Origin of the sequence: Streptomyces sp. NPDC017056 (assembly GCF_044332485.1) — a bacterium.
Taxonomy (GTDB): Bacteria; Actinomycetota; Actinomycetes; order Streptomycetales; family Streptomycetaceae; genus Streptomyces.
In genome coordinates, this window is the sequence record NZ_JBIRPD010000003.1 from 357,654 (window position 1) to 383,199 (window position 25,546).

Genomic DNA, 25,546 nt, shown 5'->3' on the forward strand with positions numbered 1-25,546 from the left:
CTGGTGGGCGGCGGACGCGTCAGCCCAGGTCGGGTGCGTGCATGGCCCGTACGCCCTCGATGTTGCCGTCCAGGTAGTGGCGCAGGGACAGGGGAACCACCTCGGCCGAGGCGATGCCGACGCGCGTGAACGGCACCCGCACGATCTCGTACCGGCCGCAGGGCTCCTCCACCTCGGGGCCGTGCCGCAGGGAGAGGTCCATCGACTCCAGGCGGCAGACGAAGAAGTGCTGCACCTTCACCCCGTCCACCCCGCCGTCGCTGATGTGCTCGACGGTGTCGACGAAGACCGGGACGACGTCGGTGACCTTGGCGCCCAGCTCCTCGTGCAGTTCGCGGTGGAGGGCGTCCACGACCGTGGCGTCCTCCGGTTCCACGCCGCCCCCCGGAGTGATCCAGTAGGGAGCCCGGCCGGGCTTGGTGCGCTTGATCAGAACGATGTCCGCGCCGTCGAGCAGGATCGCGCGGGCGGTGCGTTTGACGACTGGCCGTACGGTCATACGGGACAGATGCCGCAGCAGGGGCTCGGTGAAACCACCGTCCCACCAGTCCGCCGAGGCGCATCCCGAGACGCATCCCGGGACGCATCCCGAGGCGCTCTCCGAAGCGGAAGCCCGTAAGCCGTCGGCGCCCTCACCAGTCGGCGGCGGACCGCAGCAGCCACTCGTGCGTGCGCGCGATGTGCGGCAGCGCCAGCGTCCCGGACCGTATGACCAGGAAGTACGTGCGCAATGGCGGTACCGGTGGGTCGAGCAGGGCGATGGCCTCACCGCTGTCGAGCGCCTCGGCGCACAGGTAGCGGGGCAGCACCGCCAGGCCGGCGCCCGCCGTCACGCACGCCAGCACCGCCCGTAGGTCGGACGCGACCACGGCGGCGGAGGCCGTGGGCGGGGCGTCGAAGACCGCGGTCCAATAGCGGGTGACCAGCGGCAGGCTTTCGTGGACCTCGACGAGCGGTACGGGGTCGAGCGCCCGCGCCCCTCTGGCCTGGAGGGCCGCGGGGCCGCCGAGCCGGTCCGCCCAGCGTGGTGACGCGACCAGCACGTGTTCCTCGTCGCACAGCGGTGTCGCGGTGAGGAGGCAGCCGCGCGGCCGGGTGGTGGTGATCGCGAGGTCGTGGTGGCCGTCGGCGAGGCCGGAGAGCAGTTCGTCCGTGGGGCCGAAGGCGGTACGTACGCACAGGCCCTGGTCCATGAGGGGGGCGAGGGCCGGTAACGCGCGCTGGGAGGTGAACTCCGGCGGCCCGGCGAGGTGCAGGGTGCGGGTGGCGGATTCCTGGTCGAGCCCGGCTTCCGTGATCTCGGTGAGTGCGTCGAGGTGGGGCGCGACCTTGTGGGCGAGTTCGTCGCCGACGCTGGTGGGGGTGACGCCGCGGGCCTTGCGGAGGAAGAGCGGGCGTCCCAATTGCCGCTCCAGGGTGCGTATCTGGCTGGTCACGGCGGGCTGGGAGAGGCCCAGCAGAGCGGCGGCGCGGGTGAAGGAACCCGCTCGGTGCACCGTGACGAACGTGCGTAATAAGGCGAGGTCCATCCGTACCTCCCTCCGTTCCCGCGAAGTCGGCGAGGGCCCAACTATAAATTTGTCGATAGGGCTGTGCCGCCAGCGTGATTGGACACTGACGCTGAGTCAACTAGCCTTGGCTGCGCGGTTCGTTGTGCTGCGAACCGGGGCTGGCAGGGTGCCGAGGGGGGATACCCTGCCAGCCCGCTGACGTAGCGGCATTGGTACGGACCGGCGGCCGGGGACGCCGCGCGGCGCGCCCGTACCCCGGCCCTCCGGGTGCCGCCCCTCAGCAGGAGCGATTTTCCCGGTCTGTGTCCTGCACCGTGCCCAGGCCCGTGCTCAGCGATGTGCCCCGCGCCATGCCCAGGTCCAAGCCCCGCGCCGCACCCCGCGCCGTGTCCAGCGCCCCGAGCACGTCCGCGATCAGGTCGGCCGGCTCCTCGACGCCGACCGAGAAGCGGACGAAGCCCTCCGGCACCGCATCGCCGCCCCACCGGCCGCGGCGCTCCGCCGTGGACCGCACGCCACCGAAACTGGTCGCGTCGTCCACGAGCGTCAGCGCCTCAAGGAAGCGCTCCGCGTGCTGCCGGTCGGGCAGCGTGAAGGAGACCACCGAGCCGAAGCGGCCCGCGCGCATCTGCCGTACGGCCAGGTCGTGGCCGGGGTCGGAGGGCAGCCCTGGGTGCCGTAGGCCCGTCACCTCGGGCCTGTCGCGCAGGGCCGTGGCGAGCGCGAGCGCCCCTTCGGACTGCTGGCGCACGCGCAGGGCGAGCGTGGCGAGCGACCGGTGGGCCAGCCACGCCTCCATCGGACCGGGGATCGCGCCGACGGTCTTGCGCCATTTCCGTACGGAGTCGGCCAGGGCCGCTTCCCGGGTCGTGACGTAGCCGAGGAGTACGTCGCCGTGGCCGGTCAGGGCCTTGGTGCCGCTGGCGACGGAGAAGTCGGCGCCGAGGTCCAGCGGGCGCTGGCCGAGCGGGGTGGCCAGGGTGTTGTCGACGGCGACCAGCGCGCCGCGGGCGTGTGCGGCCTCAGTCAGGCGGCGGATGTCGCAGACGTCCAGACCGGGGTTGGAGGGCGTCTCGATCCAGAGCAGCCGGGCGCCGTCGAGGACGCCGAGCTGGGCGTCGTCGGCGGTGGGGGCGGTACGGACCTCGATGTCGTAGCTCTCCAGGCGCTCACGCACGGCGGGCAGCAGCTGGTAGCCGTCGTTCGGGAGGACGACCGCGTCGCCGGCGCGCAGCTGGGAGAAGAGGACGGCGGATACGGCGGCCATGCCGGAGGCGAAGCTCACGGTATGCGCGGGTTCGTCCGGGGATTCCAGCTCGCCGATGGCCGCTTCCAGGCGGGTCCAGGTGGGGTTGGACTCGCGCCCGTACGTGTACGGGCCGGTGGCGTCGCCGGGGAGGTGGTAGTGCGCCGCGAAGACCGGTCCCGGGAGGGACGGTTCGTACGCCTCGGCCGCCGGGAGCCCGGCCCGTACGGCCCGGGTGCTGTCGCCTGTCATGCGGTTGCCTCCTCCGTGAGCACGCTTCGAACCCTGCCACACCGCCGTAGTGGGGGTTCGGCACGTCCGGATCGTGGGAGCGCTCCGCCTCCGTGTCGTACGGGCGCGGCAGGCGGTCAGTCCCGGTCGTCCGGCAGGACCATGTGCACGGCCCAGGAGACGATCGAGACGATCACGCCACCCAGGACGGCGGTCCAGAAGCCCTCCACGTGGAAGGCGAGGTGGAGCTTGTCCGCCAGCCACGACGTGAGCAGCAGCATCAGTGCGTTGATGACGAGCGTGATCAGGCCGAGGGTGAGGATGAACAGCGGCAGGGACAGCAGCTTCACCACCGGTTTGACGACGAAGTTCACCACTCCGAAGAGCAGCGCGACCAGGATCAGCGTCAGCGCCTTGCGGCCGGTGTTCTCACCGGTCAGCGTGATGTCCTTGAGCAGCCAGATGGCCACGGCAAGCGCCGCGGCGTTGGCGATCGTCTTGACCACGAAATTCTTCATGGTGAGATCGTCGCAGACGAGACGGACTCTTCGAGGGGCACGAATGACATGAAGGCTTTCAGGCTCGACGAACTGGAGGCGGAGCGGGCCGCGAACGACGGCGCGTATCTGCAGTTCCTGCGGGAACGGAACATGTCGGTCGGGCTCTACGCGCTCGACGCGGGCAGCACCGACCCGCAGCTGCCGCACAAGCAGGACGAGGTGTACCTGGTCGTCAGCGGCCGGGCGGCGATCACCGTCGGCATGGAGACGACCTCGGTTGCGCGCGGCAGCGTGGTGTACGTACCCGCCGGTGTGGCCCACAAGTTCCACCACATCAGCGAGGATCTGCGGGTGATGGTGGTCTTCTCTCCCCCCGAGAGCTGAGGCGCGCACCGTCGGACCCGTAGGGGACGGTTCAGGGGAGGGCCGGGGCCGCGCGGCCCCCGTTCCGTAACGCGCCGCCCTAGCATCGGTGGTGCAGGGGAAACCCGACCTCGGTCCCCCGGACCCGGGGCTCCGGGCACGCGATACGGATGCGGGACGTTGAACAGGTCCGCGGGCCGCGTGAAAGACGTGAAGCGCACAACGCAGAGAAATACGGCGACTACGCAGAAAGCAGGGCAGAGCAATGGCCGGCAAGGGGACGTTCGCAGGACTTCCGTGGTGGGTGACGTGGGTCGCGGTGCCCGTCGTCCTCCTGGTGGTGTTCGGCAGCCTGATCGCCAGTGCGGTCGGGTTCCTGATCGGCCTGCTCTTCAAGGTGCTGATAGCGGTGGCGCTGATCGCCGGTGTGGTCTACCTGGTGCGCAGGCTCACGGGCTCGTCGTCCTCGTCCTCGCGCGGCGACTGGTGAGCTGCCGGCTGCCACGCCGGGCACCGGGCCTGGGCTGACGGTCACGGCCCGGTCCGGCCCGGTCGGACGATCGCGGCCCGCCTTCCGACGCCCCGCTCCTCTCAGGAGCGGGGCGTTCCGCATTTCGCCGGCCGGGCTGCGCCCCCGGGACGGTCCTTTCGGCCGGCCGCCCTGTCCCGGTGACCGGCCCGGGGGTTGATGTTGGCAATGGTGAACGGTGAATTCATCCTTGCCTGCTGGCGCGGCCCGACGAGGAGGCCGGGAAGGAGCACTTGGGCCCGTCACCCGGTGCAACCGCTGACGCCGACTCCGCACGGTCCGAGGGCGGCCTGGCCGCAGGCCCGCCGCACCGCCTGAATGCCGTCCGGCGCGCCCAATTCGCCTATGTGCAACCGGAATATGCCTTCGGCACAGTATGCTCGGCGCTCCCGATACAGGTCGGTCCGGCGGCCGCGACCATGGCGGTTTCCCTTCCCGTGAGCGTCACTCAACGCCTACACTGCGTTACCGGCCGACTACTCAGGATGGCGGAGGCGATGCGCGCGACACCCGCTTTCTCCATCAGTATCTGAAAAATCACTCCTTGTGATCCGCTTGCACGTGACAGACGATGGCGTCAATGGGGCCAAGAGGGACGATTCCTGGCCATCTCCGACCAAGTACGGGGCAGAGGTTGATGACCGACACAGTTCAGGCAGAAGTGATCATGAGCTTCCTCGTTTCAGAGGAGCTCGCTTTCCGTATCCCGGTGGAGCTGTACTTCGACCGCGCGGACCCCTATGCGGTCAGCTTCACCTTCGACCTTCCCGGCGATGTGCCCGTGACCTGGGCGTTCAGCCGGGAGCTGTTGCTGGACGGGCTGAGCAAGCCGTCCGGCGAGGGTGACGTGCGCATCGAGCCGTCCTCCTCCGAACATCTCAGCGATGTCTTCATCGGCCTACAGGTGGCGGACGAACGGGCGTTGTTCCGCGCCGGCGCCCCGCCGCTGGTGGCCTTCTTGGACCGCACGGACCGATTGGTGCCGATCGGGGAGGAAGAGGTGTGCGACACGCTCGAATCGACATTGGACCGGATTCTTTCCGAGGCACAGAAGGCGGGGTGAAGTCGCGGGACCCGAGTGGAGGCGAGGCGGTGATATGTGACGCGGAGTGACGGGTACCGCCCCCGGATCAGCGTGCGCGCCGCCGCCTGCCGCGGCCGCCGAGCACCGGCTGCCGGCCCGTACCGCCGTCCGGGTCCGGACCCTGACCCGCACCGACCCGTTTGGCGCCCCGGCCCCCGGCGCCCCGGCCCGTTCCCCCACCCGCCGTCCGCCGCGCACCCCGGCCCGTCGGCCGCCCCGCGTCCCGGTCCGCCGAGACGACCAGCACGGCCAGCAGCGTCGTCAGCGGTACGGACGCGACCAGCCCGATGCTGCCCACCAGCGTGCGGACGACCTCCTCCGCGACCACCTCGCTCGTGGCGACGGTGCCGACACTGCTCTGTGCGATCGAGAACAGCAAAAGCAGGGGCAGTGCCGCACCCGCGTAAGCGAGGACGAGCGTGTTGACGACGGACGCGATGTGATCGCGCCCGATCCGCATCGCCGCTCCGTAGAGCTTGCGGCGGCTCGCCGACGGATCGGCCTCCTTCAACTCCCAGACCGCCGCGGTCTGGGTGACCGTCACATCGTCCAGTACGCCCAGCGACCCGATGATGATGCCCGCCAGCAGCAGGCCGCGGATCTCGATGTCGGGGTACAGGCCGTGCACCAGCCCGGTCTGGTCGTCGGTGTTGCCGGTCAGCATCGCCCACCCGATGAAGAGCGAGCCGAGCAGGCCGATCAGCAGCAGTGACGCGAGCGTGCCGAGCACGGCCACGGACGTACGGGCCGTCAGCCCGTGGCACATGTACAGCGCGACCAGCATGATCGCGCTGCCTCCGACGACGGCGACCACCAGCGGGTCCGACCCCTGGAGGACGGCGGGCAGGATGAACAGCGTCAGCACACCGAAGCTCACGACGAGCGCGACCAGCGCCAGCACCCCGCGCAGCCGGCCGACCACGACCACCGCCAGCGCGAAGACCGCGGCGAGTACCCACATCGGGAAGGTCCGGTCGACGTCCGTGACCGAGTACTGGAGGTCCTTGGGGGCCTTGGGCGAGTAGGCGACCACGACGCCCTGGCCGACCGTGTAGTGGCGGGTGGCGTCGGGCGTCACGATCGCCTCGAACCGCCGGCCCGTGTCCTTGCCGGTGGTCACCTCGATGACCGCCCGCTCGCAGTGCGTTGCCTGCCGCGTGTCCGAGGGGCCGGACTGCTCCTGCGGCGTCGGCTGCTGGGCATGGACGTCCGCGCAGTCGACCTCCTCGACCTTGGCCACCTTCGCCTTCTCGGTGGGCTGGTCGAAGCCGACGCCGGTCGGCTTGTGGCCGGGTGCGCCACCCGGCCACAGCACGACCAGCCCGGCCAGGACGGCGGCGGCAAACGGGATCAGCACTGCCGCGATGACCTTGCGCAGGTGCCGGGAGACCGGGGCCGCGGGGCCGTGCCCGTGGCCATGGCCGTGCCCGTGCCCGTGTCCTGAGGGGGGCGGCGGCTGCGCGCGATCGCCGTCGGGACCGTGCGCCGGACCGGAAGCGTGGTGGTGCGCGGAGTGCGGTGGCTCGTTGCTGGTCACCGCCCGATCATCGCAAGAACTGGCAGGGCCCCCTGGTCACCGCGCCATATCGGCCGCTACCGTGGTGTCACCTTTGCAATCGCGGGAGCTCGGAGCACCGGGCTGAGAGGGCGCTGACCCCCGTACGGAACGTCCGGCCGAAGCCGGAAACGCCGTCACGGACTTGCTGCGTCGACCGCCGAACCTGTTACCGGGTAATGCCGGCGTAGGGAGTGGGTCTTCATGACTCTGCAGGATGCACGCACGCCCGAAAACGGCCAGGGCTCCGCCAAGGAGATCGGCTGGCACAAGGGCTACCTCACCGGATCGCGGCCCGACCTGAAAGTCCCGGTCCGGCGTGTGCACCTCACCAACGGCAAGGACGTGACGCTCTACGACACGTCAGGGCCGTACACCGACCCCAACATCGAAACCGACGTCCGCCGCGGCCTGGCGCCGCTGCGGGAGAACTGGATCATCAGCCGAGGAGATACCGAGGAGTACGCGGGCAGGCCACCCAGGCCCGAGGACGACGGCCTCAAGCACACCTCGCCGCGCGGCGGCCTGAAGAACCTCGACGCGGTCTTCCCTGGACGCCCCCGGCAGCCGCGCCGTGGCCGGGGCGGCGCTGCGGTCACCCAACTCGCGTACGCGCGCCGGGGCGAGGTCACGGCGGAGATGGAGTACGTCGCGATCCGCGAGAACGTCACTCCGGAGTTCGTACGGGACGAGATCGCGGCCGGCCGGGCCGTACTGCCCGCCAACGTCAACCACCCGGAGATCGAGCCGATGATCATCGGCAAGAACTTCCTGGTGAAGGTCAACGCGAACATCGGCAACTCCGCCGTCACCTCCTCCATCGAGGAGGAGGTGGAGAAGATGACCTGGGCGACCCGCTGGGGCGCCGACACGGTCATGGACCTGTCCACCGGCCGCAACATCCACACCACCCGCGAGTGGGTACTGCGCAACTCCCCCGTCCCCATCGGCACCGTCCCCCTCTACCAGGCACTGGAGAAGGTGGACGGCAAGGCCGAGGAACTGACCTGGGACATCTACAAGGACACGGTCATCGAGCAGGCCGAACAGGGCGTGGACTACATGACCGTCCACGCCGGCGTCCTGCTGCGCTACGTCCCCCTCACGGCCCGCCGCAAGACCGGCATCGTCTCGCGCGGCGGCTCGATCATGGCGGCGTGGTGCCTGGCCCACCACAAGGAGTCGTTCCTCTACACCCACTTCGAGGAACTCTGCGAGATCCTCGCCTCCTACGACGTCACGTACTCCCTCGGCGACGGCCTGCGCCCCGGCTCCATCGCGGACGCCAACGACGAGGCGCAGTTCGCGGAGCTGCGCACGCTCGGCGAGCTGAACGCGATCGCCAAGCGGCACGGCGTGCAGACGATGATCGAGGGCCCGGGACACGTCCCGATGCACAAGATCAAGGAGAACATCGACCTCCAGCAGGAGATCTGCGAAGAGGCGCCGTTCTACACGCTCGGCCCGCTGACCACCGACGTCGCCCCCGCGTACGACCACATCACCTCCGGGATCGGCGCGGCGATGATCGCTTGGTGGGGCACGGCGATGCTCTGCTACGTGACGCCCAAGGAGCACCTGGGCCTGCCGGACCGGGACGACGTCAAGACCGGTGTCATCACGTACAAGATCGCGGCGCACGCGGCGGACCTCGCCAAGGGCCACCCGGGCGCCCAGGACTGGGACGACGCGCTGTCCGACGCGCGCTTCGAGTTCCGCTGGGAGGACCAGTTCAACCTGGCCCTCGACCCGGACACGGCCCGCGCCTTCCACGACGAGACGCTGCCGGCGGAACCGGCGAAGACGGCGCACTTCTGCTCCATGTGCGGCCCGAAGTTCTGCTCCATGAAGATCTCCCAGGACATCCGCCGCGAACACGGCGGCGACCTGGCGGTCGGCGCGGAAGCGGAGGCGGGCATGGCGGAGAAGTCGCGGGAGTTCGCGGCGGCGGGGAACCGGGTGTACCTGCCGATCGCGGAGTGACCTTTCCGCACGTTGGATCCGGGCCCGGAGCCGCGCGTACGCCGTGCGGCTCCGGGCCCGGCTCCGTCCCGTCGGTACCTGTACCGGCGGGACGCCGCGGGGGCCCGGTGCCGTTGCCCCCGCGGTGCGGGTGCGGTGGTGCGTGGGCGCTACTCGGGATGGTGGTCGGGGCCACCGTAGTCGGGGCTGGTGAAGTCCGGGCTGGTGAAGCGGGGTCGGGGAGCGGCGGGCGGGCCGCCGTCCGGGCTGGTGAAATCCGGGCTGGTGAAGCCCAGACTCGGGATACGGCCGCCGTCCACGCCGCGGCGCGGTACGTACCGGGCCGTGCCGCGGCCGTTGACGGTCGCCGGGTCGGCCAGCGCCTCGCGCAGGAACGGCACGATGCCGCGTTGCAGGAGCGCCTGCCGCCAGGCGTCCCGGGCGAGGTCCACCTCCCGGGCCCGGGCGCCCAGGCCGTCGCCGGTACGTGGGGCGCGCAGCGACGTCGAGCCGTTGCGCCAGGCCGCGTAGACCAGGCTCGCCATGGCGACGAGCGCCCCGGCGGCGGTGAGCGCCGCGAAGACCCAGCCCACGCTGATCAGGGGCTGGGCGGCGGACCTGTCGGTGCCGACGGTGCGCAGCACGTACCCGATGAGCAGGAAGAGCACGGCGGCGATCCCCGCCAGTACCGGCACCAGTACCGTGATCATCGCGGCCAGCCCGGCGCCGGAGGGCTCGGCGGCCTCCCCCACGGTCGTGGCGAGGTCGATGCCGGGGCTGCCCGCTGAAGCGCCTTTCTCCTCGCGGCCTTCCACGCCGCCCGCGTCCGGTGCGGGTGCCGGAGCGCGCAGTTCGTCGCGGAGCCGTACGTAGTGTCGGTATTCGGCCGTCGCACACGCGGCGATGGCGGTTGTGGCGCTGAGCGCCATGGTGCGCAACTGCTCGGTGTTGAGGTGCTTTCCCGCCGCGGAGGCCGGGTCCTTCCGGTAATCCGCGGTGCGCAGCGCCTCGTCGAGGAGCCGCGCGAATTCCGCGCGGTCCTCGTTCAGCAGGTGCGGAGCGCTGTTCATGTGCATCCCCCGATGCTCCGTAGGGCCGTACAGGCCGGCGTGGGCCGGGCAGTGGGCGGAAACGGAGGAGAGCCTGCTACGGATAGACCGATGGTAGAGCGCCTCCGGCACGGGGTGACAGGGTGTTTGCGGAAATAGGGACCGCCACGCCCCCGCTCGGGCCCCGTCGCGCCACTTCCCTACCTGCCGCTACCTCTGCCCGGTTGACGGTCAGCCAGTCAGGGGAAGTTGAACGACCAGTAGCTTTCCGGCCATGGTGATCCCGCCGTCCATGGCGATGGCGAGCCCGTCGGCGTACACGTGCGGCCCTTCGACGGCGACTCCCTCGCCTTCGTCGTCCTCGCCGCCGACCTCGCCGAGGAGGTACGGGATGGGGCTGTGGCCGTGCACGACGCGCCCGCCGCCGTAGGCGCCGAGGAGTTCGCGTGCGGCCGTCGGGCCCGCTTCGTCGTCGCGGAAGGCGAAGCGCTTGGTGAACTTGCGGAACAGGTCCCAGACCTCGTCGGCGTCGCTGCGGGTGAGGACGTCGTGGACGGTGTCGTTGACGTCCTCGATGGAGTCGCCGTACTCCAGGTACGCGGTCGTGTCGGAGTGCACGAGCAGGTGCCCGTCCTCCTCCGTCATGGCGTCCAGGCGGGCCATCCACTGCAGGTGGTGGTCCTGGAGGCGGTCCATGTCGGACTTCTGGCCGCCGTTGAGCAGCCAGGCCGCCTGGAAGGAGGCGGTGCCCGCACCGGACTGCACGGGGGTGTCGCCGAACCGCTTGGCGCCGAGCAGCAGCAGTTCGTGGTTGCCCATCAGGGCCTTGCAGTAGCCGCCGGCCGCCGCGGCCTCGGCGGACAGCTGCATGACGAGGTCGATGACGCCGATGCCGTCGGGGCCGCGGTCGGTGAAGTCACCGAGGAACCACAGGCGGGCGTTGCCGGCGGCCCACTGGCCGTCGGCGTCGATGAGGCCCTCGGCGGCGAGCGCCTCGCGCAGCTCGTCGTAGTAGCCGTGCACGTCGCCGACGACGTACAGCGGGCCGCCGCCCTCCTGGCCCTCGGGGGCGGGGACGGCCGACTCGGGCACCGCCGTCAGGTCGACGGTCGGGCGGTCGATGAGCGTGTCCGTACGGGTGACGGGCGGGATGTCCGCGTGTCCTTGCGGGCGGCCGGGCCCGCCTGCCGACGCGCCCGCGCCGATGACCGGGAGGGAGCGCTCGGTGGGGGTGTACTCGGGTGGCATGCCGTCGGGCGTTCCGGCGAAGGCCGGCGGCATGGGTGGGGGCGGCGGTACCGCCGGGGCCGGGGGGACCGGCACAGCAGGCGGTTGTGCCGGAGCCGGAGGTTGTGCCGGCATGGTCCGCACCATGGGTCCCACACTGGCCCCCTGAGTCATCGACCCCTCCACCATCGCGCCGCCGTGCACCTCGCGGACCTTGCCTGGTCGACGGCGGTCCGTGGTGTCGTGCGCCCATCATAGGAATGCCGCTCGCGGGTTGTGACGCACCCGGGGGTGGTCAATCGCTCGGCGCCCGGTGTTCGCTGCCGTTTTCTCCGGGATCACCCCGATTTTATCGCGGGCAGCGGGGTGCCGGGACGGCGGCACGGCGGCACGGCGGTGCGTGGACCTGGCGAAGTGGCCCGGGGTGCCTCGGCGCGGCGCCGGGCGCCAGGAGGGCGGCGGGCGCCAGGACGGCGGGCGGCGGGGCCGCGGAGGAGGCGGTGTCCGTACGTCCGGACGACGAGCCTGATGTCCGTATGTCCGCACGCCGGATCGCTGTCCGGTCGTACCCGAACCTCCGGCCGTGTGGATACGGCAGGCGCATCCACACGGCCGCTCGAACGTGTGACGGTCAAGCCCCGGAAGGACCCCGCGGCGGACTGACGGTGGTGCGCGTGGACCTGCGCTGGGAGGAGGTCCGCACGATCAGGTCCGTCGGTATCACCTGCTCGACCGGCCGCCCGCTGTCCAGCCCCTCGATGGCGTCGATGAGGAGCTGGACGACCGCGGTGCCGATCCGGCGCGGCTTGAGGGAGAGGGTGGTGATGGGCGGCTCGGTCGTGGCGTAGACCGTGGACTCGCTGCAGCAGACCAGCAGCAGGTCGTCGGGGACGCGCAGCCCGTAGCGTCTGGCCGCCGCGAGCAGGTCGGTGCCGTTCGGGTCGAAGAGGCCGTAGACCGCGTCGGGGCGGTCCGGGCGGGCCAGCAGCCGGTCGGCGGCGACCGCGCCCGCGCACGGGTCGTGGGCGGGGTAGGACTCGTACACCGGGTCCTGGCCGACCCGCTCGCACCAGCGCAGGTACGCGGTGGTGGACAGGCGGGTGTAGGTGTCGGTGGTGGTGCCGGTGAGCAGGCCGATCCGGCGGGCGCCGGCGTCGGCGAGGTGGTCGAGGAGGCCGAGGACGGCCGCCTCGTGGTCGTTGTCGACCCAGCCCATCACGGGGAGTGTGCCGCCGGGGCGGCCGTCGGAGACGACGGGGATGCCGTGCCGTACGAGCTCGGTGACGACGGGGTCGCCGTCGGCCGGGTCGATGACGACGGTGCCGTCGAGGGCGACGTTCGACCAGACGTCGTGGCGGGAGGTCGCGGGCAGGATGACGAGGGCGTAGCCGCGGGCGAGCGCCGCCGAGGTGGCGGCTCTGGCCATCTCCGCGAAGTACGCGAATTCGGTGAAGGTGAAAGGTTCATCCCCGTACGTCGTCACGGTCAGGCCGATGAGCCCTGACTTGCCGGTACGGAGCGTGCGGGCGGCGGCGGAAGGGCGGTAGCCCAACCGGTCGGCCACCTCGCGGACGTGGCGACGGGTGGCATCCGGAAGCCGGCCCTTGCCGTTGAGCGCGTCGGAGACGGTCGTGATGGATACCCCGGCTGCGGCGGCCACGTCCCGGATGCCTGCCCGCCCCAGCCGGCGACCGGTCGACCGGCTCACCTGGTGCTTCCCTGCTGCTGTCATGGCGAGCCGATAGTAGGGCTCGGGCGGTCCTTTCGCGGGGCGCTGCATGCAGGAGCGGAAAGGCACGTTTCTGCATGGCATGTGCCCCCAAATGCCCTGCGAAACGTAGGGGATTGGGTGCGACTACCGGCGTCTGTCTGACGATCGCCGGGAGTCGCCTGCCGATTGGTCCAGGTCTCGAAGAGGTCTCAAGTCACCTTCACGAGGGATGCGCGCCACGGCGCGAGCCACCGGCGCGTAACACAGCGAGGAGCGCTCCCCAAGGGCCTTGCGCGGGTGGAGCGGCAGCCGCGGTGCCCCGCGACAGGGGCCTCGGCGATCTTCAGGCGGGTTCCGGACGGAGCTTCCGGACGCCCGGCGCGGGGCCCGCCCCGCCTCCCCGGCGGCCGTCCGTATCGGCAAGGGCCTACGCCTGACAGAGCAATCCTCATAAGGTGTGCAGTATTGGAGACGGACGGCACGGCCGAGGAGGAACCTGCAGTGAGCGAGAAGAGCCCGAAACTGCGCGCTGCGCTGGAAGGCATTCCCACCTACAAGCCCGGCAAGCCGGCGGCGACGGACGGCCCTGTCACGTTCAAGCTGTCCTCCAACGAGAACCCGTATCCGCCGCTGCCCGGCGTCCTGGAGAGCGCGGTGGCCGCGGCCGGGGCCTTCAACCGTTACCCGGACATGGCCTGTACGGGCCTGATGGCCGAGCTGTCCGCGCACTTCTCGGTGCCGGTCGAGCACCTGGCGACGGGCACCGGCTCGGTGGGCGTGGCCCAGCAGCTGGTGCAGTCGACGGCCGGGCCCGGCGACGAGGTGATCTACGCGTGGCGCTCCTTCGAGGCGTACCCGATCGTCACCCAGGTCGCCGGTGCCACCTCCGTGCGGGTTCCGCTGACCTCCGGCGAGGTGCACGACCTGGACGCCATGTACGCGGCGATAACCGACCGCACCCGGCTGATCTTCGTCTGCAACCCCAACAACCCCACCGGCACCGTCGTCCGCCGGGCGGAGCTGGAAGCGTTCCTGGACCGGGTGCCGAGCGACATCCTGATCGTCCTGGACGAGGCGTACCAGGAGTTCAACCGCGACCCCGACGTGCCGAACGGCTTGGACCTGTACCGGGACCGCCCCAACGTCTGCGTGCTGCGGACCTTCTCCAAGGCGTACGGGCTCGCCGGCCTGCGGATCGGCTTCGCGGTGGCGCACGAGCCGGTCGCGGCCGCGCTGCGCAAGACGGCCGTGCCGTTCGGCGTGAGCCAGCTCGCGCAGGAGGCGGCGGTGGCGTCGCTGCGCAGCGAGGGCGCGCTGATGGAACGGGTGGACGCGCTGGTCGCGGAGCGGGCCCGGGTGTGCGAGGCGCTGACCGCGCAGGGCTGGACGGTGCCCGAGACGCACGCGAACTTCGTCTGGCTGCGGCTGGGGGACCGTACGGCCGACTTCGCGGCGGCGTGCGAGAAGGCGGGCGTGGTGGTGCGTCCGTTCCCTGGTGAGGGCGTGCGCGTGACGATCGGCGAGACCGCGGCGATGGACCTGTTCCTGCAGGCCGCCGAGGAGTTCCGCAAGGAGCTGTGAGCCGGAATGAATAACTGATGTGCTCGGGGGCCGCTCGCCGGCCCGCCCGAGCGGAATACAGCGCGTGGCCTGCGGCCGCGCGCTGTTTTTATCGAGCGTGACCGTAGTCACGTACCCCCCGTAAAGGCAGGGTTCCGGCCATGGGTGATAATTGCTTGTGAATGTGAACGCGTTCACAAGCGCGCCCTTTATGTCCCGCTTCTATCGGGACAAACCGGGGCGAGGCAGCCGTAGACAGCACACGGCGACGTAAGGAGAGACTCGACGTGGACCTGGCGTTGGCGCCAGAGACCCTGGCGCGATGGCAATTCGGCATCACGACCGTCTACCACTTCCTCTTCGTCCCCCTGACGATCTCCCTTGCCGCCCTGGTGGCCGGACTGGAGACCGCCTGGGTACGGACGGGCAAGCAGCAGTACCTCAAGGCGACCAAGTTCTGGGGCAAGCTCTTCCTGATCAATATCGCGATGGGTGTCGTCACCGGCATCGTCCAGGAGTTCCAGTTCGGCATGAACTGGTCCGACTACTCGCGGTTCGTCGGTGACGTCTTCGGCGCTCCGCTCGCGTTCGAAGCGCTCATCGCGTTCTTCTTCGAATCCACCTTCATCGGATTGTGGATCTTCGGCTGGGACAAGCTGCCCAAAAAGATCCACTGCTTCTGCATGTGGATGGTTTCTATCGGCACGATCCTGTCGGCGTACTTCATCCTCGCCGCCAACTCCTGGATGCAGCACCCGGTCGGCTACAAGTACAACTCCGCCACCGGCCGCGCCGAGCTGACCGACTTCCTGAAGGTCCTGACCCAGGACACCACCCTCGTCGTCGTCTTCCACACGCTGACCGCCGCGTTCCTGACCGGCGCCGCGTTCATGGTCGGCATCGCCGCCTTCCACCTGATGCGCAAGAAGCACGTCAAGGTGATGCGCACCTCGCTGCGCCTCGGCCTGATCACCCTGGTGATCGCCGGCGCGCTCACCGCGATCAGCGGCGACCAGCTCGGCAAGGTCATGTTCCGGCAGCAGCCGATGAAGATGGCCGCCGCCGAGGCACTGTGGGACAAGGAAGCCCCCGCACCGTTCTCCGTCTTCGCCTACGGAGACGTGGAAAAGGGCCACAACAAGGTCGCCATCGAGATCCCGGGCCTGCTCTCCTTCCTCGCCCACGACGACTTCTCCTCGCCGGTTCCCGGCATCAACGACGTCAACAAGTCCGAGCAGCAGAAGTACGGGCCCGGCGACTACCGGCCCAACATCCCGGTCGCCTACTGGGGCTTCCGCTGGATGATCGGCTTCGGCATGGCCTCGTTCGCCATCGGCGTGGCCGGGCTCTGGCTCACCCGCAAGAAGTTCTGGCTCGCGCCGGGGCTGCGCACGGGGGACGAGGAACCACCCCACCTGGCCCTCACCAAGAACAAGGTGCTCGGCGTCCGCCTGAGCAAGCTGTACTGGTCGCTGGCCTTCGTCACCCTCGGCTTCCCGCTCATCGCCAACTCCTGGGGCTGGATCTTCACCGAGATGGGCCGCCAGCCCTGGGCCGTCTACGGCGTACTGAAGACCTCCTCCGCGGTCTCCCCCGGCGTCTCGCAGGGCGAGGTGCTCACCTCGATGACCGTCTTCACCCTGCTGTACGCGGTGCTCGCGGTCGTCGAGGTCAGGCTGCTGGTCAAGTACGTCAAGGCCGGGCCGCCGGAGCTGACGGACGACGACCTCAACCCGCCCACCAAGATCGGCGGCGACCACGCGGACGCCGACCGGCCGATGGCCTTCTCGTACTAGGAGGCGACCGTGGAACTCCATGACGTCTGGTTCGTACTCATCGCCGTGCTGTGGACCGGGTACTTCTTCCTCGAAGGATTCGACTTCGGCATCGGCGTCCTGACCAAGCTGCTCGCCCGCGACCGCAGCGAGCGCCGGGTCCTGATCAACACCATCGGCCCGGTCTGGGACGGCAACGAGGTGTGGCTGCTCAGCGCGGGCGGCGCGACCTTCGCCGCCTTCCCCGAGTGGTACGCCACCCTGTTCTCCGGTTTCTACCTGCCGCTGCTGCTCATCCTGGTCTGCCTGATCGTGCGCGGCGTCGCGTTCGAGTACCGCGTCAAGCGGCCCGAGGAGCGCTGGCAGCGCAACTGGGAGCACGCGATCTTCTGGTGCTCGCTGCTCCCCGCGTTCCTGTGGGGTGTGGCCTTCGGCAACATCGTGCGGGGCGTGCAGATCGACGCGCACAAGGAGTACGTCGGCAGCGTCCTGGACCTGCTGAACCCGTACGCGCTGCTCGGCGGCCTGGTCACGCTGTCCCTGTTCACCTTCCACGGCGCGGTGTTCGCCTCGCTCAAGACGCTGGGGGACATCCGGGAGCGGGCCCGCCGGACGGCCACCGTCCTGGGCCTGGTCGCCGCCGTGCTGGCGATCGGATTCCTGGGCTGGACCCAGCTCTCCCAGGGCGACACGAAGAGCCTGGTCGCGATGGTCGTCGCGGTGGTGGCGCTGGTCGCGGGGCTGGTCATGAACCGGCTCGGGCGTGAGGGCTGGTCGTTCGCGTTCTCGGGCGTCACGATCGTGGCCGCGGTCGCGATGCTGTTCCTGACGCTCTTCCCGAACGTGATGCCGTCCTCGCTGAACGAGAGCTGGAACCTCACGGTCAGCAACGCCTCGTCCAGCGCGTACACGTTGAAGATCATGACGTGGTGCGCGGGCATCGCCACCCCGGTCGTCCTGCTGTACCAGGGCTGGACCTACTGGGTCTTCCGCAAGCGGATCGGCACCCAGCACATCGCCGACGCCCACTAGGACGACTCCTGCCCGGTGGGGCCCCGGCCGGGGCCCCACTGATCAACTTCCTTCGAGGAAGGGTTGTTTCACGTGAAACCGGTCGACCCGCGCCTGCTGCGTTACGCCCGCGCCACCCGCTTCTTCCTCGCCGCGGTGGTGCTCCTCGGGCTGGTCGGCGCAGGTCTGGTCATCGGCCAGGCCATGCTCGTCGCCGAGGTCGTCGTCGGCGCCTTCCAGCACGGCCGCGACCTCGGTGACCTCGGCACACCGGTGGTGTGGCTCGCGCTGGTCTCCGTCGGCCGCGGCCTGGTGGCCTGGCTGACGGAACTGGCCGCGCACCGGGCGAGCGCGGCGGTCAAGTCCGAGCTGCGTACGCGGCTGCTGACCCGGGCGGCCGCCGGCCTCGGGCCGGGATGGCTGAGCACCCAGCGCTCCGGGGAACTCACCACCCTGGCCACCCGCGGCATCGACGCGCTCGACGACTACTTCGCGCGCTATCTGCCGCAGCTGGGACTGGCGGTCGTGGTGCCGGTGGCGGTGCTGGCGCGGATCGTCACCGGCGACTGGATCTCGGCGGCGACGATCGTCGTGACGCTGCCACTGATCCCGCTGTTCATGGCCCTCATCGGCTGGGCCACGCAGAACCGCATGGACCGCCAGTGGCGGCTGCTGTCGCGGCTGTCCGGGCACTTTCTGGACGTGGTCGCCGGCCTGCCCACGTTGAAGGTCTTCGGCCGGGCCAAGGCGCAGGCGGCGTCCATCCGCTCCATCACCGGCGAGTACCGCCGGGCCACGCTGCGCACCCTGCGGATCGCCTTTCTCTCCTCCTTCGCCCTGGAACTCCTCGCGACGATCTCGGTGGCACTGGTCGCCGTGGGCATCGGCATGCGGCTCGTGCACGGCGAACTCGACCTGTACACCGGGCTGATGGTGCTGGTCCTGGCGCCCGAGGCGTATCTGCCGCTGCGGCAGGTGGGAGCGCAGTACCACGCGGCGGCGGAAGGGCTGTCGGCCGCCGAGGAGATCTTCGCGGTGCTGGAGACGCCGCTGCGCACGACGGGCAGCGGGTCCGTGCCCGGCAGCACGGCACTGTCCGTCGAGGGCCTCGTGGTACGTCACCCCGGGCGTGCCGAACCCTCGCTTCCCGAGACGTCGTTCGAGGTCGGGCCCGGTGAGACGGTGGCCCTCGTGGGGCCCTCCGGCGCGGGCAAGACCACCTTGCTGAACGTCCTCCTCGGTTTCGCGGCGCCCGCGGCGGGGCGGGTGCGGGTCGGCGGGCGTGACCTGGCGGACATCGACCCGGAGAAGTGGCGGGGCCAGGTCGCCTGGGTGGCCCAGCGCCCGTACCTGTTCGCGGACACCATCACCGAGAACGTGCGGCTGGCCCGTCCCGAGGCGGACGACGCGGCGGTGCACGCCGCGCTCCGCGACGCCGGAGCCCTGGACTTCGTCACCGCGCTGCCGGACGGGGCGCGGACCGTGCTCGGCGAGGGCGGCACCGGACTGTCGGCGGGCCAGCGGCAGCGCCTGGCCCTGGCCCGCGCGTTCCTGGCCGACCGCCCGGTCCTGCTGCTCGACGAGCCGACCGCGAACCTGGACGGCGAGACGGAGGCCGGGATCGTCGACGCGGTACGCCGCCTGGCGGCCGGCCGCACGGTTCTCCTGGTCGTCCACCGCCCGGCGCTGCTGGCCGTCGCGGACCGCACGGTGCGGCTGGCCGCGCCGGTGGCGGCAGGCGGGGCGGCTGCCGACGCGGCGGTGCCGGAAGGCGCCGGGAACGTCGGCGCACAGGCGGCGCGGGAGGACGCCGCGGAAGCCGTACGGGACGGCGCTGCCCAGGCCGGTCCGGGCGCCGGGCCGGCTGTCGCCTCCGGTGGTCGGGGGTCCGCGTTGGCGCGGCTCCGGCGGCTGGCGCGGGCCCGTTGGGGCCGGCTCGGGCTGGCGCTGCTGCTGGGCAGCCTGGCGACGGGCAGCGCCGTGGGGCTCATGGCGACCTCCGGCTGGCTCATCTCCCGGGCGGCGCAGCACCCGCCCGTGCTGTACCTGATGGTGGCGGTCACCGCGACCCGGGCCTTCGGCATCGGCCGGGCCGTGTTCCGCTACGCGGAGCGGCTGGTCGCGCACGACGCCGTGTTCCGCATGCTCGCGGACGTACGGGTGGCCGTCTTCCAGCGGCTGGAGCGCCTGGCGCCCGCCGGGCTGCGGGACCGCAGCAGCGGCGATCTGCTGTCGCGCCTGGTGGCCGACGTCGATGCCGTACAGGACTACTTCCTGCGGTGGCTGCTGCCGGTGGGAGCGGCCGTGGTGGTCGGCGTGGGTTCCGTCGGGTTCACGGCCTGGCTGCTGCCGGAGGCGGGTGCCGTCCTCGCCGTAGGACTGCTGCTGGCGGGCGTGGGCGTGCCGGCCCTGTCCGCCGCGCTGGCCCGCCGTGCCGAGCGGCAGCTGTCCCCCGCGCGGGGCGTGCTCTCGACCCGCGTCGTCGACCTGCTCACCGGAACGGCCGAGCTCACGGTGTCGGGCGCCCTCGCGTCCCGCATCGACCGGGCCCGGCGCGCCGACCGTGACCTGACCCGGATCGCGTCCCGCTCGGCGGCCGCCGCCGGTGCCGGGGCCGGGCTGTCCGCGCTGCTGTGCGGGCTGACCGTGGCCGCTGCGGCCGCCGTCGGCGTCCAGGCCGTACACGCCGGGCGGCTGGAGGGTGTGTGCCTGGCGGTTGTCGTCCTGACGCCGCTCGCCGCGTTCGAGGCCGTCGCCGGGCTGCCGCTGGCCGTGCAGTACCGGCAGCGCACGCGCCGGGCGGCCGAACGGGTCTTCGAGGTGCTGGACGCGCCCGAGCCGGTCACCGAACCGGCGGGGACCGCGGCCGTACCGGTGCCGGACTCGCCCTTCCCGCTGGTCGTGGAGGGCCTGACCGCCCGGTACGCCGGGCAGCGGGTCCCGGCGCTGGACGGTGTCGGCTTCACCCTCTCCGCGGGCCGGCGGCTCGCGGTCGTGGGCCCGTCCGGGTCGGGGAAGACGACGCTCGCCCAGGTGCTGCTGCGCTTCCTGGACCGGGAGTCGGGCTCGTACACGCTCAGCGGCGTGGACGCGGCGGACGCGGCAGGCGACGCGGTACGGCGGCGTGTCGGGCTGTGTGCGCAGGACGCCCACATCTTCGACAGCTCGATCCGGGAGAACCTGCGGCTCGCCCGAACCGGAGCGGACGAGGACGCGCTGTGGGGCGCGCTCGCACAGGCGCGGCTGGCCGGCTGGGTGCGGTCGCTGCCCGACGGGCTCGACACGATGGTCGGCGAGCACGGGGCCCGGCTCTCCGGGGGCCAGCGGCAGCGCCTCGCGCTGGCCCGCGCGCTGCTCGCCGACTTCCCCGTCCTGGTGCTGGACGAGCCTGCCGAGCACCTCGACCTGGGCACGGCGGACGCGCTGACCGCCGACCTGCTGGCCGCGACCGAGGGCCGGACGACCGTGTTGATCACGCACCGGCTGGCGGGGCTGGCGGCCGTCGACGAGGTGCTGGTCCTGGAGGAGGGCCGCTCCGTACAGCACGGTACGTACGCGGAGCTGGCGGCGGCCGACGGCCCGTTCCGGCGGATGCTGGAGCGCGAACGGGCCGTGGACGCGCGGGCCCGGTCCGCGCGGGAGGCGGACGGGCGGCTGGTGGACGCGGGCCGGGGCCGGTGAGCGGCCGAAGAGTGACGGGCGCGGGCGGCCGCTGCGTACGGTTGCGGCGGGTGCCGGGCCCGGAGCTGATCCGTCCGGCCCCCCGCGGTCCGGTCGGCAGAGCTACCCGCCCTTGCGCCCGAATTGCCGCATAGAAGGCTTTCCGCGGAAAAGCGACTATTAGGCTCGTCTCATGGCAGTCACGACAGGACCCTCAGATCCCATGGGTACCGGGCGGCACACCGGCTCCGGCGGTGCGGGCGCCCCTGAGCCCGACCCCATGGAAGCGGCCACCGAGGCGACCCGCAGCCTCCAGGGCCTGTCGACCGAGCTGACCGCGCGGGTGCCGCAGCTGCTGGAGGCGATGCGCACCGTCGGTGCGGGCCTCGACCTGCACATCACGCTGGACCGCATCGTGGAGACCGCCGCCGAGCTGGCCGACGCCCGCTACGCCGCGATCGGCATCATCGACGAGGCGCGCGAGGGCCTGTCGGACTTCGTCACGTACGGGGTCACCGCCGAGGAACACGCCCGGATCGGCGCACTGCCCGACGGCCACAAGGGCCTGCTCGGCGCGCTCATCCACGACCCGAAGGCGCTGCGGCTGGCCGATCTGACCAAGGACGTGCGGTCGGCCGGCTTTCCGCCGGGGCACCCGCCGATGCGGACGTTCCTCGGGGTGCCCATCCGCGTCCAGGGGCAGATTTTCGGCAACCTCTACCTGACCGAGAAGCGCGGTGGCGGGGAGTTCAGCGAGGGCGACCTGCACATGGTGCGGGTGCTCGCCACCGAGGCCGGGATCGCGATCGGCAACGCGCGGCTGTACGCGGCGACGCGGCAGCGCGAGCGGTGGATCGACGGCTCGGTCGCGGTGACCACCGCGCTGCTGGCGGGCAGCGACGTGGACGACGCGCTCGCCGTCGTGGCCGAACAGGCGCGCAAACTGGCCGAGTCGGCGGCCGGCATCGTCCTGCTGCCCACGGAGGGCGGCGGGTTGGAGATCGTCGCGGCGTCGGCGGACGACCCCTCGGGGCTGATCGGCACCCGGATGCCGCCCGAGAGCCCGGTGGCCGCGCAACTGCTCGCCGGGGAGCCGGTGTTCGTGGAGGACTCGGCGAGCGACCCGCGGATGGTCACGGATGTCGCGCCGCGGTTCGGCCCCAGCATGATGCTGCCCCTCAAGAGCGGCGGCCGGGTGCTGGGCACGCTGTCGACGCCGCGGCACCGCGGCGCGCGGCCCTACAGCGCGGCCGAACGGACGCTGGCCACGCAGTTCGCCGCGCAGGCCGCCCTGGCGCTCGTCCTGGCCGACGCCCAGCGCGACCGGGAACGCCTCGCCGTCTACGAGGACCGCGACCGGATCGCGCGAGACCTGCACGACCTGGTCATCCAGCGGCTTTTCGCGACCGGGATGATGCTGGAGAGCGCACAGCGCAGATCGATCGTGCCCGAGGTGCAGGAGCGCATCGGCAAGGCCGTCGACGAACTCGACGTCACCATCCAGGAGATCCGTACCGCGATCTTCGCCCTGCAACAGGGGCCCGCCGAGGCGCCGTCCGGGCTGCGGACCCGCGTCCTGCGGGAGATCGGCACGGCCGCCGTGCCGCTCGGCTTCCAGCCGTCCGCGAACTTCGTCGGCCCCGTGGACGCCAGGGTCGGCGAGCTGACCGGCAAGAACCTGATCGCCGCGCTGCGCGAGGCGCTGTCCAACGCCTTCCGGCACGCGCACGCCTCGCGCATCGAGGTCGTCGTGGACTCGACGGTCGAGCTGCCGGACGGGCGGGACGGCGTACGGCTGACGGTCGCCGACGACGGTGTGGGCATCCCGGCCGGCGGCCGGCGCAGCGGCCTGCGCAACCTCGCCAAGCGGGCCGAGGCGCTGGGCGGTTCGAGCACGTACGGGCCGGGGCTGGGCGAGGACGGGTCCGGGACGATGGTGACGTGGGAAGCGCCGCTCTGAGAGGCGGAAGGTCCGCTCTGAGAGGCGGCCGGGGGCCGACACGGAGAAATGACCTTCGCGCGGCCGGTACGTCCTGCATTGGGGTGGTTACCACGGTCGGTGGAGCGGTTGATTCAGGCCATTCCGCGTGGGCCCGACTGCTCCGATCGGGGCGTTAGGAGCAGCGTAAAGAACTAATATTAGTTGTTTTTTGCCAGAGGCGGGCAATCATCCCGCTATGTGTCCATTTATGCCGGAATGGTTGCGCGAGGTGGTCCGCGGGCGGTGGCGCGCTGCCCGGTGTGCCCGTGGGCGGGCCTCCCGCCGTTCTCCCTGGCGCCGCGGAAGCGGGCCGCGCGCGGTGCGTGCGGCGCTGACGCTGGTAGTGGCACTGTCCGCGGTGTCCGGTACTGGCCCGGCCGGTGCCCGGGCGAGGCCGGCCCAGCACTTACCGCCGCTGTCGGCCGCCTTCCGGGCGCACGCCGACGACGCCGACCGGCTGGCCCGCACGAGCCTTGAGGTGATCCGGCTGGGCCAGGCGGCGGGCCGGGCCGGAAAGTCGTACACCGAGGTTCTCCGCGCGCTGAGGACCGGCCGGGCCCAGGCGTCACGGCTGCGTACGGCCCTGATCCGGGAACGACACAGAACCGCAGAACTGCGCCGGCTGGCGGGGGCGATCGCCGGCGCGCAGTACCGTACGGGCAGCCGACTGCCGTTCGCGCAGCGCACACCGCCCGCCCGCGACCCGGAGTCGGTACTTCGCGACTACCGTGCGGCCGAGCGCCGCCAGCAGCTGCTGGCGGCCCGTACCCGGGACGCGGTACGCACGAGCCGGTCCCTGGCCGTGGACAGTGCTTCCGCGCGCGCCCGAGCCACTCTGCTCGGTGCCCGCCGGGTACGGCTCGAAGCAGATCGCCGACGTCTCAGCAGCCGCCTGGTAGCGGCACGCGTCAGGCTGCAAGCACTGTCCAGGCGAGTGTCCCGTGGTGGCCGGTGCGGTGGCTTGCCCGGCGCGGTGTCCGCCGCAGCGCGCTCGGCGTCCGTGGAACCTCCGGAGAGGGCACCGCGTAGGAACTGGGCCCCTCCCGTGGCACGTTACAAACTCTCGGCCGGATTCGGCGGCTCGGGCCGTCGCTGGGCGCGTGGCCATACGGGCCAGGATTTCGCGGTGCCGGTCGGCACGCCCGTTCGGTCGGTGGGCCGGGGCCGGGTGACCAGCCTGACCTGCGGGGACGGCTTCGGCATCAGCATGGTCGTACAGCATGGCGCGGGCGTTTTCTCGCAGTACGCGCACCTGTCGGCGGTGGCGGTCGGCCCTGGGCAGCGGGTACGGCCCGGCCAGCAGATCGCGCTGTCGGGGACGACCGGCAATTCCACCGGCCCGCACTTGCATTTCGAGGTGCGCCGCACGCCGGAGATGGGGTCGGGGGTCGATCCGGTGCTGTGGCTGCGGAAGCGGGGGGTGCGGCTGTGACGAGGGGCTGCTCCCGGGGCGCGGGCTCTCAGGGGCGGCCGCGGATCAGCGCTGCTCCAGGACGCGCTCGATGACCGCCGCGACCCCGTCCTCGTTGTTCGCGGCGGTGTGGAAGTCGGTCGCGGCCAGCACGTCGGGGTGGGCGTTGGCCATGGCGTACGAGGTGCCCGCCCAGGCCAGCATCTCGATGTCGTTGGGCATGTCACCGACGGCGACCACCTGGTCCGGGGTGATACCGCGCTGGGCGCAGCAGCGCGCCAGAGTACCGGCTTTGCTGACGCCCAGCCCGCTGATCTCCAGGAGAGCGGTGGGGCTGGACCGGGTGAACGAGGCGTACCTGCCCGCGTGCGCGCGGGCCAGACCGAGGAAGTCGTCCGGATCGAGGCCGGGGTGGTACGCGAGCAGCTTCAGTACGGGCTGGTCGGCACCGATGTCCTCGGGAGACGGGGAGGCGTCCTCCGTGGCCCGCGGGAGGGACGGGTAACGGCCGGTCTCCGGAACCGCCTCGGCGAGCAGTTTCTCCGCGGGCGCGACGACGGCGGCCCGGTCGAAGGAAAGGGGCGGGTACTCCGGCTCGTAGTTGAAGCTGCCGGTCCGCTCGACCGCGAAGGCCGTGCCGGGAGCGGCGTCCCGCAGCGCGTGGACGACCGCCAGCGCCTCCGGCCGCTCCAGGGGGCTGACCTCGACGACGCGGCGGCCGTGGTGAAGATCGACCACGGCGGCGCCGTTGGCGCAGATCGCCAGCCCGTGCCCGTGGACGTGATCGCTGACCACGTCCATCCAGCGCGCCGGGCGGCCGGTCACGAAGAAGACCTCGATGCCCGCGCGCTCGGCGGCGGCCAGCGCGGCGACCGTACGGCCGGAGACCGTCTTGTCGTCGCGCAGCAGCGTGCCGTCGAGGTCGGTGGCGATCAGCCGGATCGTTTCAGCCGATCGGGGAGCCGGCGGCAGCTTGGCGGAGGCTTCAGTCACGGAGTCCATCTTCGCGCATATGCGCGCACAAGCGTGCGGTGGGTTGCGCGCATGAGCTTGACGGCTCGGTGCCGTACGTACACGGACGCGCCCGCGTAGACGGCGTGCGCGCCCCGCGCCCACATCCTCGGCGCCCGTCCGGCCGTCGGCCTCACACGGGCAACATGCGCCCGCGGCGTCCCTTGCG

Annotated in this window: 19 protein-coding genes and 1 riboswitch; of the genes, 10 read left to right on the forward strand and 9 right to left on the reverse strand. The window is 71.5% G+C overall.

What is annotated here, in order from left to right:
• Window positions 1-19 precede the first annotated feature (19 nt).
• The 4 genes from ACH4OW_RS07340 to ACH4OW_RS07355 form a co-directional block, all read right to left on the reverse strand.
• Entirely contained in the window at window positions 20-499 is a 480-nt protein-coding gene (locus ACH4OW_RS07340) for an NUDIX domain-containing protein (RefSeq protein WP_398025666.1), read from the reverse strand.
• A gap of 133 nt (window positions 500-632) precedes the next feature.
• Window positions 633-1,529 carry a LysR family transcriptional regulator gene (locus ACH4OW_RS07345; protein WP_398025668.1) on the reverse strand — a complete coding sequence of 299 codons (897 nt, stop codon included), beginning with the start codon at window positions 1,527-1,529 and terminating at the stop codon, window positions 633-635.
• A gap of 259 nt (window positions 1,530-1,788) precedes the next feature.
• Window positions 1,789-3,009 (reverse strand): cystathionine gamma-lyase, encoded by a 1,221-nt coding sequence (locus tag ACH4OW_RS07350; RefSeq protein WP_398025670.1) that lies wholly within the window; start codon window positions 3,007-3,009, stop codon window positions 1,789-1,791.
• Between the two features lie 116 nt (window positions 3,010-3,125).
• Window positions 3,126-3,506, reverse strand: a complete 381-nt coding sequence (locus tag ACH4OW_RS07355) for a phage holin family protein (protein WP_398025672.1) — start codon at window positions 3,504-3,506, stop codon at window positions 3,126-3,128.
• A gap of 48 nt (window positions 3,507-3,554) precedes the next feature.
• Here ACH4OW_RS07355 and ACH4OW_RS07360 point away from each other — a divergent pair, with 48 nt between their 5' ends.
• From ACH4OW_RS07360 to ACH4OW_RS07370, 3 genes are all read left to right on the forward strand, one after another.
• A complete protein-coding gene (locus ACH4OW_RS07360; protein ID WP_360125265.1) occupies window positions 3,555-3,872 on the forward strand; it encodes a cupin domain-containing protein in 318 nt (105 codons plus the stop codon).
• A gap of 244 nt (window positions 3,873-4,116) precedes the next feature.
• Window positions 4,117-4,341 (forward strand): DUF5326 family protein, encoded by a 225-nt coding sequence (locus ACH4OW_RS07365; RefSeq protein WP_360125263.1) that lies wholly within the window; start codon window positions 4,117-4,119, stop codon window positions 4,339-4,341.
• 676 nt (window positions 4,342-5,017) lie between these two features.
• Window positions 5,018-5,443 carry an SsgA family sporulation/cell division regulator gene (locus ACH4OW_RS07370; RefSeq protein ID WP_360125261.1) on the forward strand — a complete coding sequence of 142 codons (426 nt, stop codon included), beginning with the start codon at window positions 5,018-5,020 and terminating at the stop codon, window positions 5,441-5,443.
• Window positions 5,444-5,510: 67 nt separating this feature from the next.
• On the opposite strand, the gene ACH4OW_RS07375 is transcribed toward ACH4OW_RS07370, so the two are convergent.
• Window positions 5,511-7,001: a YibE/F family protein gene (locus ACH4OW_RS07375; RefSeq protein WP_398025675.1), complete on the reverse strand. Its 1,491-nt coding sequence runs from the start codon at window positions 6,999-7,001 to the stop codon at window positions 5,511-5,513.
• A gap of 71 nt (window positions 7,002-7,072) precedes the next feature.
• Window positions 7,073-7,230, forward strand: a riboswitch (TPP riboswitch).
• Here ACH4OW_RS07375 and thiC point away from each other — a divergent pair.
• Window positions 7,224-9,002 carry a phosphomethylpyrimidine synthase ThiC gene (gene thiC, locus ACH4OW_RS07380; RefSeq protein WP_398025677.1) on the forward strand — a complete coding sequence of 593 codons (1,779 nt, stop codon included), beginning with the start codon at window positions 7,224-7,226 and terminating at the stop codon, window positions 9,000-9,002. Its footprint overlaps the riboswitch before it by 7 nt.
• Before the next feature lie 149 nt (window positions 9,003-9,151).
• Here thiC and ACH4OW_RS07385 read toward each other — a convergent pair whose 3' ends face one another.
• From ACH4OW_RS07385 to ACH4OW_RS07395, 3 genes are all read right to left on the reverse strand, one after another.
• Window positions 9,152-10,057 carry a hypothetical protein gene (locus ACH4OW_RS07385; protein WP_360125255.1) on the reverse strand — a complete coding sequence of 302 codons (906 nt, stop codon included), beginning with the start codon at window positions 10,055-10,057 and terminating at the stop codon, window positions 9,152-9,154.
• A 204-nt stretch (window positions 10,058-10,261) separates the two neighbouring features.
• Complete coding sequence (locus ACH4OW_RS07390; protein ID WP_398025999.1) at window positions 10,262-11,446, reverse strand: metallophosphoesterase; 1,185 nt, start codon at window positions 11,444-11,446, stop codon at window positions 10,262-10,264.
• Between the two features lie 442 nt (window positions 11,447-11,888).
• Window positions 11,889-12,989 carry a LacI family DNA-binding transcriptional regulator gene (locus ACH4OW_RS07395; protein ID WP_360125253.1) on the reverse strand — a complete coding sequence of 367 codons (1,101 nt, stop codon included), beginning with the start codon at window positions 12,987-12,989 and terminating at the stop codon, window positions 11,889-11,891.
• A gap of 480 nt (window positions 12,990-13,469) precedes the next feature.
• On the opposite strand from ACH4OW_RS07395, the gene hisC reads away from it, so the two are divergent.
• From hisC to ACH4OW_RS07425, 6 genes are all read left to right on the forward strand, one after another.
• The gene (hisC, locus tag ACH4OW_RS07400) at window positions 13,470-14,549 is read left to right on the forward strand and encodes a histidinol-phosphate transaminase (RefSeq protein WP_360125251.1); all 1,080 of its coding nucleotides are present in this window, start codon (window positions 13,470-13,472) and stop codon (window positions 14,547-14,549) included.
• A 266-nt stretch (window positions 14,550-14,815) separates the two neighbouring features.
• Window positions 14,816-16,324 (forward strand): cytochrome ubiquinol oxidase subunit I, encoded by a 1,509-nt coding sequence (locus tag ACH4OW_RS07405; RefSeq protein ID WP_360125249.1) that lies wholly within the window; start codon window positions 14,816-14,818, stop codon window positions 16,322-16,324.
• A 9-nt stretch (window positions 16,325-16,333) separates the two neighbouring features.
• Window positions 16,334-17,335 (forward strand): cytochrome d ubiquinol oxidase subunit II, encoded by a 1,002-nt coding sequence (cydB, locus tag ACH4OW_RS07410; RefSeq protein WP_360125247.1) that lies wholly within the window; start codon window positions 16,334-16,336, stop codon window positions 17,333-17,335.
• 72 nt (window positions 17,336-17,407) lie between these two features.
• Entirely contained in the window at window positions 17,408-20,995 is a 3,588-nt protein-coding gene (gene cydD / locus ACH4OW_RS07415) for a thiol reductant ABC exporter subunit CydD (RefSeq protein ID WP_398025680.1), read from the forward strand.
• A 202-nt stretch (window positions 20,996-21,197) separates the two neighbouring features.
• A complete protein-coding gene (locus tag ACH4OW_RS07420; protein ID WP_398025682.1) occupies window positions 21,198-22,934 on the forward strand; it encodes a GAF domain-containing sensor histidine kinase in 1,737 nt (578 codons plus the stop codon).
• 379 nt (window positions 22,935-23,313) lie between these two features.
• Window positions 23,314-24,387, forward strand: coding sequence for a peptidoglycan DD-metalloendopeptidase family protein (locus tag ACH4OW_RS07425; RefSeq protein ID WP_398025684.1), 1,074 nt, complete (start codon window positions 23,314-23,316; stop codon window positions 24,385-24,387).
• Between the two features lie 45 nt (window positions 24,388-24,432).
• Here the strand turns inward: ACH4OW_RS07425 and ACH4OW_RS07430 are convergent, their stop codons facing one another.
• Window positions 24,433-25,368 (reverse strand): HAD hydrolase family protein, encoded by a 936-nt coding sequence (locus ACH4OW_RS07430; protein ID WP_398025686.1) that lies wholly within the window; start codon window positions 25,366-25,368, stop codon window positions 24,433-24,435.
• Window positions 25,369-25,546: the final 178 nt, after the last annotated feature.